Raw genomic sequence first — 9,290 nt, 5'->3', positions numbered from 1 at the left:
GGGCGGCGCCGCCCGGCCGGGGAGGCGGGCGCGCAGATCGATCGCCGCGTCGAGAAGGCCGACCACCATCACCAGGAGCAGGGGCCAGCCGAACACCAGCACGGCCGCGTAGAGCGTGGTGAGCACCAGGGCGCGGCTCTTCACCCGGCGGCTCAGCGCGTGCAGCACCGAGAAGCCGAGCGCCGTGAAGGCGACCGACAGGGTCGCGGCGACGATGCCGGAGAGCAGGCCGGCGAGGCCGGGCAGCAGCGAGGCGGCGATCGCGGCCGCGAACGCGACGGCCGAGATCAGCGGGAACGAGATCTCGGAGAGTGCCGGCCACGGGCGCGGCAGCCGACCCGACAGTCCGACCGCCTTGCCGGCCAGCCACAGGTTGAACAGGAGCGTCGTCGTCATCAGCGAGGCGGCGGCCGGCGGCAGCGCGATCGCCAGGAACGTGAAGATCGCGTCCGAGTCGGAGACGCCGGGCAGGCCGGGCTCGCCGTTGCGCCCGCGGAACACCCGGGCGAAGCCGTCCCGCAGCGTGGTGCGGATCTCCTCGAGGTCGCTGCCGAAGGTCGGCAGCGCCATCATGACGGAGAGCGCGCCGAGCACCGCGGCCCACAGCACGATGCGGCCGACCGGATACCAGTCGAGCGTCGGGTTGGCCGGATCGCCGCCGGAGCGCGCCAGCAGCGCGAGATACGACAGCCACCAGCCGGGCAGCGCGAGGCCGAGCAGGAAGACGAGGAAGAACAGCGTGCCGAACCAGGCGGCGAGGGCGGCCGTGCCGGCGAGCGCGGCGAGCAGGCCGGCCCAGTGGCTCCAGCCGAGCGCCGCGATCATGATCGGCAGCGGCGCCAGATAGAACAGCAGCATCGACAGGGTCGACCCGGCCGCGAGGGCCGCGAAGGTCAGGGCTGCCACGGCGCCGGCCCCGAGGCCGACCAGGATGAACTGGATCATCGTCTCGCTGTCCCGCTCGAGGAGCGGTTAGAGGCGGATCAGCGTCGCGCTCGCGGTGCATGCACCGAGGTCGCGACCGTCCGTCCCAACCAGAGGATCGGCCCGCGATGCACGAGGCAGGCGGGCCGAAGGTCTTTGGACGACGTGTCGTCGGTCTTCGTCAGGGCCGTCGCGAGGATCGGGCCGACAGGCGTCGGCCCGAACTCACCGCGATCAGCGGATCACGTAGGGCAGCAGCCCGAGGAAGCGGGCGCGCTTGATGGCGCGCGCGAGCTCGCGCTGCTTCTTGGCCGACACCGCGGTGATGCGGCTCGGCACGATCTTGCCGCGCTCGGAGATGTAGCGCTGCAGAAGCCGCACGTCCTTGTAGTCGATCTTCGGGGCATTGGCGCCGGAGAACGGGCAGGTCTTGCGACGGCGGAAGAACGGGCGGCGGGCGCCGCCGGCAGAGGCCATGGCCATGATGATCAATCCTCGCTGGCGTCGTCGGCGGCGGCGGCTTCGACACGGTCCTCACGCGGCGGGCGGCCGTCGCGGTCGCGGCGCGGGCCGCGGTCGCCACGATCACCCCGGTCGCGGTCGCGATCGCCCGGGCGGCGGTCGCCCCGGTCGCCGCGCTCGTCGCGGTCGCGGTCGGACTTGCGCATCATGGCCGACGGACCGGCCTCGAGCTCGTCCACCTTCACGGTGAGGGTGCGCAGCACGTCCTCGTTGATGCGCTGCTGGCGCTCGACCTCGGCCACGGCGGCCGCCGGGGCGTCGAGATTGAGCAGCGTGAAATGCGCCTTGCGGTTCTTGTTGATCCGGTAGGTCAGGGACTTCACGCCCCAGTACTCGACCTTGGCGACGGATCCGCCGAGGCTCTCGATGACGCCCTTGTACTGGGTCGTCAGCTCCTCGACCTGCTGCGCCGAGAGATCCTGGCGCGCCAGATAGACATGCTCGTAGAGCGGCATGGAATGCCTTTCCCTGGTTCGTGGCGGCTCGTCCGACGCGAAGCCCTTCGTGCCCTTCGGGAAAGGCGCGAAAGAAAGCTCTGAAGGCGGGAACACCGGACGCCGGATCCCCGAAGGATCCTGCCGCTCCCTCCCTTGCGGGAAGGCATAGCCGTCCGTTCAGCCCCCGGCCGGAGCCGAGCCGAAGCGCGCCTTATACGGCTTTCCGGCGCGAACGCAAGTTCTCGGCGCGAACGCAAGTGAGGTGGCCGGGCGCGGCAGCGTCCGGCCGGAGGCGTGGCGTGGCCGCGGGGGAGGGCCGCTCAGGCCGGGACGGCCGCCGGGAAGTCGGTGCCGAGCGTCACCGCCTCCCAGCGGTCCATCTCCGCGATGACGGCGTCGAGCTTGACCCGGGTGCGGCGCAGGGCATCCGAGCCGAGCAGCAGGTGGAGCGGCGGCTCCGCCGCGTTCACGGCCGCCAGGATCGCCTGGGCGCCCCGCTCCGGGTTGCCGACCTGGTTGCCGCCCATCGTCTCGAAGGCGGCCGCGCTGCGGCCGACCGTCGCCGCATAGGCATCGCCCGCCTTGGCGCTCCAGCGGATCGAGTGGGCCGACAGGAAGTCGGTCCGGAAGGCGCCGGGTGCCACCGCCGTCACCTTGATCCCGAGCGGTTCGACCTCGAGGGCGAGGCCCGCCGACAGGCCTTCCAGCGCGTATTTCGCCGCCGCGTAGAGGCCGGCGCCGGGGCCCGGCGCCCGCCCGGCGACCGACGTGATGTTGACGATGTGGCCCGACCCCTGGGCGCGCAGACGGGGCAGCGCCGTGCGGATCACCCGGAACGGGCCGAACACGTCGACGGCGAAGAGCTGCGCGACCTCGGCGTCGGTCGCCTGCTCGATCGCGCCCAAAAGCCCGTAGCCCGCATTGTTGACGATCACGTCGAGCGGCCGGCCGGCCTCGCCGGCGATCGCGAAGGCGCGCTCGACCGTCGCCTCGACGGCCGGACCGTCGGCCATGTCGAGGGTGAGCACGTGCAGCCGGCCGGGCGCGGCCGGGAGGTCGGGGGTGCCGCTGCGCACCGTGCCGATCACGGTGTCGCCGGTCGCGAGCGCGGCACGGGCGAGGGCGAGGCCGAGGCCGCGCGAGATGCCGGTGATGAACCAGGTCTTCATAGGTCGTCTCCTGTGACGACCGGAAGATGGGCAGGTCCTTGCGGTTAAATAATACGACGAAAATTGCGAGGGCTTGTAAGCTGTCCTAAAAAATCGGACAATGCCGCCGGGAGATTGCGCCATGGATCCGCTCCTGTCGGGAAGCGACTTCAATCAGCTCCGCGCCTTCGTGGCGTGGGCGAGCTGTCGAGCTTCAGCCGCGCCGCCGAGCTGCTCGGCGTGTCGCCCTCGGCGCTGAGCCAGACGGTGCGGGGCCTGGAGGAGCGGGTCGGCGTCGGCTCCTCAACCGCACCACCCGCAGCGTCGCCCTGACGCCGGCCGGCGAGATCCTCCTGCGGCGGGTGCGGCCCGCCGTGGCGGAGCTCGGCGACGCGCTCGGCGAGGCGCGGGCGAGCCGCGGGCGGCCGGCCGGCGTCGTGCGCATCCATGCGTTCCGCAGCGCCGCCGAGACCTGCCTGGCGCCGATCCTGCCGGCCTTCGCAGAGGCCTATCCGGACATCGTGCTCGACGTCACGCTGGACGACGCCGTGGTCGACATGGTGGCGGGCGGCTTCGACGCCGCGATCCGGCTCGGCGAGGTGATCGAGCGCGACATGGTCGCGGTGCGGATCGGCCCCGACCTGCGGCACGTCCCCGTCGCTGCTCCCGGCTACCTGGCCGCCCACGGGGCGCCGGCCCATCCGCGCGATCTCGTCCACCACCGCTGCATCCGCTGGCGCTGGCCCGGCCATCTGATGCCCTATGCCTGGGAGTTCTTCGAGAACGGGACCTGGTTCGAGGTGGCGGTCGACGGGCCGTTGATCGTCAACGACAAGGAGATGGCGCTGCGTGCGACCCTGGCGGGCGTCGGCATCGGGTTTCCGGTCGAGCGGACCGTGGCCGAGCATGTCGCGGCGGGCCGGCTGGTGCGGCTCCTGGAGCCGTGGTGCGCGTTCTTCCCGGGGCTGCACCTGTGCTATCCGCGTCAGCGCCAGATGGCGCCGGCGCTGCGCGCCTTCGTCGACGCGCTGCGAAATCCGCAAGCGAATCTGCCAGCCAAGGCGGGCTCGGGGTAGGGCCGCGGGGCCGCCCCGGCCGTAGTAAGTGACTGCCCCACTTGACTTTGAGGCCCCCGACGGTGTGTTAGCGCGCTAATTCGCAGGAGGGAGCACCATGGCGGTCGCATTCGTATTTCCCGGCCAGGGCAGCCAGGCCGTCGGCATGGGCAAGGCGCTCGCGGAGAATTTCCCGGCCGCCCGGGCCGTGTTCGACGAGGTCGACGAGGCGCTCGGCGACAAGCTCTCGGCAATCGTGTTCGAGGGGCCGGCCGAGACCCTCATGCTCACCGAGAACGCGCAGCCCGCGCTGATGACCGTCTCGCTCGCCGCGCTGCGCGTGCTGGAGCAGGAGGCGGGCGTCGACCTCGCCCGCGACGCCATGTTCGTCGCCGGCCATTCGCTCGGCGAGTACTCGGCGCTCGCCGCCGCCGGCGCCCTGTCGGTCGCCGACACGGCGCGGCTCGTGCGCACCCGCGGCCGTGCCATGCAGAAGGCCGTGCCGGTCGGCGTCGGCGCCATGGCGGCGCTGCTCGGGCTCGAGTTCGACGCGGCGGCCGAGATCGCCCGCGAGGCCGCCGAGGGCGCCGTCTGCCAGGCCGCCAACGACAATGGCGGCGGTCAGGTGGTGGTCTCCGGCGACAAGGCCGCGGTCGAGCGCGCCGTCGAGATCGCCAAGGGCCGCGGCGCCAAGCGCGCGACGCTGCTGCCGGTGTCCGCCCCGTTCCACTGCACCCTGATGGCGCCGGCCGCCGACGTGATGGCCGAGGCGCTCGCCAACGTCACGGTGCGCCAGCCGGTCGTCCCGGTGGTGGCGAACGTCAAGGCGGCGCCGATCACCACGCCGGCCGAGATCGTCGCGGCGCTGGTCGCGCAGGTCACCGGCACGGTGCGCTGGCGCGAATCGGTCGCCTTCATGGCGCAGGCCGGCGTGACGAGCTTCTACGAGGTCGGCGCCGGCAAGGTGCTCACCGGTCTGGTCAAGCGCATCGCCGACGGCGCGACCGGCACGGCGATCGGCTCGCCCGCCGACGTCGCGAGCTTCGTCGCGGCCCGCGCCGCGGCGCTCCAGCAGGGCGCGGCGTGATGTTCGATCTCACCGGCAAGACGGCGCTCGTCACCGGCGCGACCGGCGGCATCGGCGGCGCCATCGCCACGGCGCTGCACGCCCAGGGCGCGACGGTCGCGATCTCCGGCACCAAGGCCGACAAGCTCGAGGCGCTGGCCGCCGCGCTCGGCGACCGCGTCCACGCGCTGCCGTGCAATCTCGCCGACCGCGCCGAAGTCGAAAAGCTCGTCCCGGCGGCGGAGGCCGCGCTCGGCCAGCTCGACATCCTGATCAACAATGCCGGCCTGACGCGCGACAATCTCTTCATGCGCATGAAGGATGCCGAGTGGGACGACGTCATCGCGGTCGATCTCACGGCCGCCTTCGTGCTGGCGCGCGCCGCCGTGAAGGGCATGATGCGTCGCCGCTTCGGTCGAATCGTCTCGATCACGTCGGTGGTCGGCGTCTCGGGCAATCCGGGGCAGGGCAACTACGCCGCCGCCAAGGCCGGCATGATCGGCATGAGCAAGGCGCTCGCCCAGGAGGTCGCCTCGCGCGGCATCACGGTGAACTGCGTCGCGCCGGGCTTCATCCAGACCGCGATGACCGACGTGCTCAACGACAAGCAGCGCGAGACGGTGCTGTCGCGGGTGCCGGCCGGCCGGCTCGGAACCAGCGAGGAGATCGCCGCGGCGGTCGTCTATCTGGCCTCCGATCAGGCCGCCTACACGACCGGTCAGACACTCCATGTAAACGGTGGCATGGTAATGATCTGATTGAGTTTTTTCAGTCCGCACAGGGATCGCGTGCGGCCCTCCCTGCACTTCTGGTCAAGCCTGAGGAAGTATGATAACCGATCCGCTGGGCTGGACGAGGAAGTGCGACGGGGCTGGGGCTACGGCATGCACCCCTTGGCCGGATGAGCGTTCAACAGCGTCCATCGAGATGGCTGCCGGGCGACACCTGCCGCATGCGGCGGCGGTGCGTCGGGTGAAATGCCGAAAGCACGAGGGTTAGCAATGAGTGATATTGGCGAGCGGGTCAAAAAGATCGTCGTGGAGCACCTCGGCGTCGAGCCCGAGAAGGTGACCGAGAGCGCGAGCTTCATCGACGATCTGGGCGCCGACAGCCTCGACACCGTCGAACTCGTGATGGCGTTCGAGGAGGAGTTCGGCTGCGAGATCCCGGACGACGCCGCCGAGACGATCCTGACGGTGGGCGACGCCGTCAAGTTCCTCGAGAAGAACGCCAAGAGCTGAATTACGCCGAACGCCGCCACCGCAGGCCTCCGGGCCTGCGGTGCTGCCCCGCCCGAGGTCGCTGCTGTTCGTCGCCGATGAGCCCGCGCTGAGCGTTCTTCAGACCGGGCCGGGTCTCCCACCGTGGCGGCTCTGGCCATGGCGGAACGCCGCGGTCGGATGCGTGCGAGACCGCTTCGCGAACGAACCGCCCGAGACGGTTGCAGTGGGACGCGGCGAGCCGGCCGGTGCGGGACAAGTGACATGAGACGCGTTGTCGTCACGGGATTGGGCATGGTGACGCCGCTCGGATGCGGCGTCGAGCCGACGTGGAAGCGCCTTCTGGCCGGCGAGAGCGGGGCCCGGAAGATCGACAGGTTCGAGGTGGCCGATCTGCCGGCCAAGATCGCCTGCACGCTGCCGCGCGGCGACGGCTCCGACGGGACCTGGAATCCCGACCAGTGGATGGAGCCCAAGGAGCAGCGCAAGGTCGACGACTTCATCGTCTACGCGATGGCGGCGGCCAAGCAGGCGCTCGACGATTCGGGCTGGCATCCCGCGTCCTACGACGATCAGATCACGACCGGCGTGATGATCGGCTCCGGCATCGGCGGCCTCGAAGGTATCGCCGAGACGGCCGTGCTGCTGAAGGAGCGTGGCCCGCGCCGCGTCTCGCCGTTCTTCATCCCGGGCCGTCTGATCAATCTCGCCTCCGGCTACGTGTCGATCGCGCACGGCCTCAAGGGTCCGAACCACGCCGTCGTCACAGCCTGCTCGACCGGCGCGCATGCGATCGGTGATGCGGCCCGCCTGGTCGCGCTCGGTGACGCCGACGTGATGGTCGCGGGCGGCGCAGAATCGCCGATCTGCCGCATCTCGATCGCCGGCTTCTCGGCCTGCCGGGCGCTGTCGACCGGCTTCAACGACGAGCCGACCCGCGCCTCGCGTCCCTACGACAAGGACCGCGACGGCTTCGTGATGGGCGAGGGCGCCGGCGTGGTGATTCTCGAGGAGTACGAGCACGCCAAGGCGCGCGGCGCGAAGATCTACGCCGAGGTGATCGGCTACGGGATGTCGGGCGACGCCTATCACATCACGGCGCCGTCCGAGGACGGCGACGGCGCCTTCCGCTGCATGTCGATGGCGATCAAGCGGGCCGGCATCCAGACCTCCGAGATCGACTACATCAACGCCCACGGCACCTCGACGCCGCTCGGCGACGAGATCGAGCTCGGCGCCGTGCAGCGCATCGTCGGCAACGATGCGTCGCGAGTCGCGATGTCGTCGACCAAGTCGTCGGTCGGCCATCTGCTCGGCGCCGCCGGCGCCGTCGAGGCGATCTTCTCGGTGCTGGCGATCCGCGACGGCATCGCGCCGCCGACCATCAATCTCGACAACCCATCGGTCGACACGCCGATCGATCTGGTGCCTCATCAGGCGAAGAAGCGCGAGATCAACGTCGCGCTGTCGAACTCCTTCGGGTTCGGCGGCACCAACGCGTCGCTGGTTTTCCGCCGCGTCCAGTAGAACAGTCCGGTCTCGGCCGGGCGGCTCACCGCCGCCCGGTCGCCGCCGTCGGCCGTCGTCACGCGGCTGCCGGTGTCCGAAGGGAACCGCCGCGCCCCTCGCGGCAGGCCCCTCCGGCGGCCGAGCGCCCGTCCGTCGCGGCTGGCGCGAGGGTCCGCGAGGAGACCGGCGTGCTCGATAAATTGGCCACAATCCCGAGGGTATTAGTCACCCCGACGGGCTTCCGCAGGGGGGCCGGCGCCGGGCGCGCCGCCGCCCGGTCGGCCGCCCGTTCCGATCGTCACGCCCCGCCGGGAAGGCTCGCCGAGATCGCGGGTTCTCGAACGGTCCCACCGGTCATGGTCCCACCGGTCATGGTCCCACGGATCACGGCCCACCGGGTTCTGGAGCTGCCTGCACGATGAGCTCGAACGACACGCCGCGCGGCCCGGGCGCGCCGCCTCCCGCCGAGACGAAGCGCATCGCCCCGCGCAGCCCGCGGGCCGCGCTGGAGCCCGAGCGCGTCCCGGCGCCGGTGCGCCGCTCGGCGCGGGCGCGTCACCCGCTGGTGGTCATCGGCAACGCGATCTTCACGTTCCTGGTCCTGCTCGCCGTGGTGGTCGGCGGCGCCGTGTGGGTCGGCAAGCAGCGGCTCGACGACGTCGGCCCGCTCGCCGAGGAGAAGTCCGTGCTGATCCCGCGCGGCGCCGGCATCCGCGACATCGCCGACCAGCTCGTCCGCGAGGGCGTCATCGACCATCCCTGGACGTTCGTCGGCGCCGTGGTGTTCCGCAAGGCGCGCGAGGACCTGAAGTCCGGCGAGTATCTGTTCCAGAAGCAGGCCTCGCTCGGCGACGTGATCGACACGCTGGTCGAGGGCAAGGTGGTGCAGCACACCATCACGGTCCCGGAGGGGCTGACCTCGGAGCAGATCGTCCAGCGGCTGCTCGAATCCGACCTCCTGGCCGGCAACATCCGCGAGATCCCGCGCGAGGGCTCGCTGCTGCCGGAGACCTACAAGGTGGTGCGCGGCACGCCGCGCGATCAGGTGATCCAGCGCATGCAGCAGGCCCAGCGCCGCGTGCTGCAGGAGGTCTGGGACCATCGGATGGCCGACCTGCCGCTGCGCACGCCCGAGCAGCTCCTGACGCTGGCCTCGATCGTCGAGAAGGAGACCGGCAAGCCGGAGGAGCGCACCCGCGTCGCCGCCGTGTTCGTCAACCGGCTCAAGCAGCGCATGCGGCTGCAGTCCGACCCGACCATCATCTACGGCCTGGTCGGCGGCAAGGGCACGCTCGGCCGGCCGATCATGCGCAGCGAGATCGAGCAGCCGACCCCCTACAACACCTATGTGATCGACGGCCTGCCGCCCGGGCCGATCGCCAATCCGGGCCGCGCCGCGCTGGAGGCGG

11 protein-coding genes are annotated in these 9,290 nt (G+C 71.3%); 7 read left to right on the top strand and 4 right to left on the bottom strand.

Annotation, left to right across the window (positions count from 1 at the left end):
* The 4 genes from ABTU92_RS24180 to ABTU92_RS24165 all read right to left on the bottom strand — a co-directional run.
* The coding region (locus ABTU92_RS24180; protein ID WP_408094172.1) for a DUF2232 domain-containing protein at positions 1–945 on the bottom strand (945 nt) is incomplete at its 3' end.
* A 213-nt stretch (positions 946–1,158) separates the two neighbouring features.
* Complete coding sequence (rpsR, locus tag ABTU92_RS24175; protein ID WP_111359095.1) at positions 1,159–1,407, bottom strand: 30S ribosomal protein S18; 249 nt, start codon at positions 1,405–1,407, stop codon at positions 1,159–1,161.
* Positions 1,408–1,412: 5 nt separating this feature from the next.
* Entirely contained in the window at positions 1,413–1,901 is a 489-nt protein-coding gene (gene rpsF, locus ABTU92_RS24170) for a 30S ribosomal protein S6 (protein WP_408094171.1), read from the bottom strand.
* 302 nt (positions 1,902–2,203) lie between these two features.
* The gene (locus ABTU92_RS24165; protein ID WP_408094170.1) at positions 2,204–3,052 is read right to left on the bottom strand and encodes an SDR family NAD(P)-dependent oxidoreductase; all 849 of its coding nucleotides are present in this window, start codon (positions 3,050–3,052) and stop codon (positions 2,204–2,206) included.
* Between the two features lie 174 nt (positions 3,053–3,226).
* On the opposite strand from ABTU92_RS24165, the gene ABTU92_RS24160 reads away from it, so the two are divergent.
* From ABTU92_RS24160 to mltG, 7 genes are all read left to right on the top strand, one after another.
* Positions 3,227–3,364: a LysR family transcriptional regulator gene (locus ABTU92_RS24160; RefSeq protein ID WP_408094169.1), complete on the top strand. Its 138-nt coding sequence runs from the start codon at positions 3,227–3,229 to the stop codon at positions 3,362–3,364.
* Positions 3,365–3,405: 41 nt separating this feature from the next.
* Entirely contained in the window at positions 3,406–4,107 is a 702-nt protein-coding gene (locus ABTU92_RS24155) for a LysR substrate-binding domain-containing protein (protein ID WP_408094168.1), read from the top strand.
* A 97-nt stretch (positions 4,108–4,204) separates the two neighbouring features.
* Positions 4,205–5,173 (top strand): ACP S-malonyltransferase, encoded by a 969-nt coding sequence (fabD, locus tag ABTU92_RS24150; RefSeq protein ID WP_408094167.1) that lies wholly within the window; start codon positions 4,205–4,207, stop codon positions 5,171–5,173.
* Positions 5,173–5,910 (top strand): 3-oxoacyl-[acyl-carrier-protein] reductase, encoded by a 738-nt coding sequence (fabG, locus tag ABTU92_RS24145; protein ID WP_408094166.1) that lies wholly within the window; start codon positions 5,173–5,175, stop codon positions 5,908–5,910. Before fabD ends, fabG begins: the two co-directional genes overlap by 1 nt.
* A gap of 243 nt (positions 5,911–6,153) precedes the next feature.
* Entirely contained in the window at positions 6,154–6,393 is a 240-nt protein-coding gene (locus ABTU92_RS24140) for an acyl carrier protein (protein WP_111358723.1), read from the top strand.
* A gap of 243 nt (positions 6,394–6,636) precedes the next feature.
* The gene (gene fabF / locus ABTU92_RS24135; protein WP_408094165.1) at positions 6,637–7,899 is read left to right on the top strand and encodes a beta-ketoacyl-ACP synthase II; all 1,263 of its coding nucleotides are present in this window, start codon (positions 6,637–6,639) and stop codon (positions 7,897–7,899) included.
* Between the two features lie 400 nt (positions 7,900–8,299).
* On the top strand, positions 8,300–9,290 hold a 991-nt coding region (gene mltG, locus ABTU92_RS24130), incomplete at its 3' end, for an endolytic transglycosylase MltG (RefSeq protein ID WP_408094164.1).

This window comes from Rhodoplanes sp. SY1, from assembly GCF_046000175.1.
In the GTDB taxonomy this organism is placed as follows: domain Bacteria; phylum Pseudomonadota; class Alphaproteobacteria; order Rhizobiales; family Xanthobacteraceae; genus Rhodoplanes.
Note: the sequence above shows the minus strand (reverse complement) of the source record. Positions and strands in the feature narration are given on the sequence as shown.

Excerpts from the sequence above, each read along its gene's own strand:
- fabD (WP_408094167.1), top strand. The coding sequence starts at position 4,205 with ATGGCGGTCGCATTCGTATTTCCCGGCCAGGGCAGCCAGGCCGTCGGC.
- ABTU92_RS24165 (WP_408094170.1), bottom strand. The coding sequence starts at position 3,052 with ATGAAGACCTGGTTCATCACCGGCATCTCGCGCGGCCTCGGCCTCGCC.
- fabG (WP_408094166.1), top strand. The coding sequence starts at position 5,173 with ATGTTCGATCTCACCGGCAAGACGGCGCTCGTCACCGGCGCGACCGGC.
- fabF (WP_408094165.1), top strand. The coding sequence starts at position 6,637 with ATGAGACGCGTTGTCGTCACGGGATTGGGCATGGTGACGCCGCTCGGA.
- ABTU92_RS24140 (WP_111358723.1), top strand. The coding sequence starts at position 6,154 with ATGAGTGATATTGGCGAGCGGGTCAAAAAGATCGTCGTGGAGCACCTC.
- rpsR (WP_111359095.1), bottom strand. The coding sequence starts at position 1,407 with ATGGCCATGGCCTCTGCCGGCGGCGCCCGCCGCCCGTTCTTCCGCCGT.
- rpsF (WP_408094171.1), bottom strand. The coding sequence starts at position 1,901 with ATGCCGCTCTACGAGCATGTCTATCTGGCGCGCCAGGATCTCTCGGCG.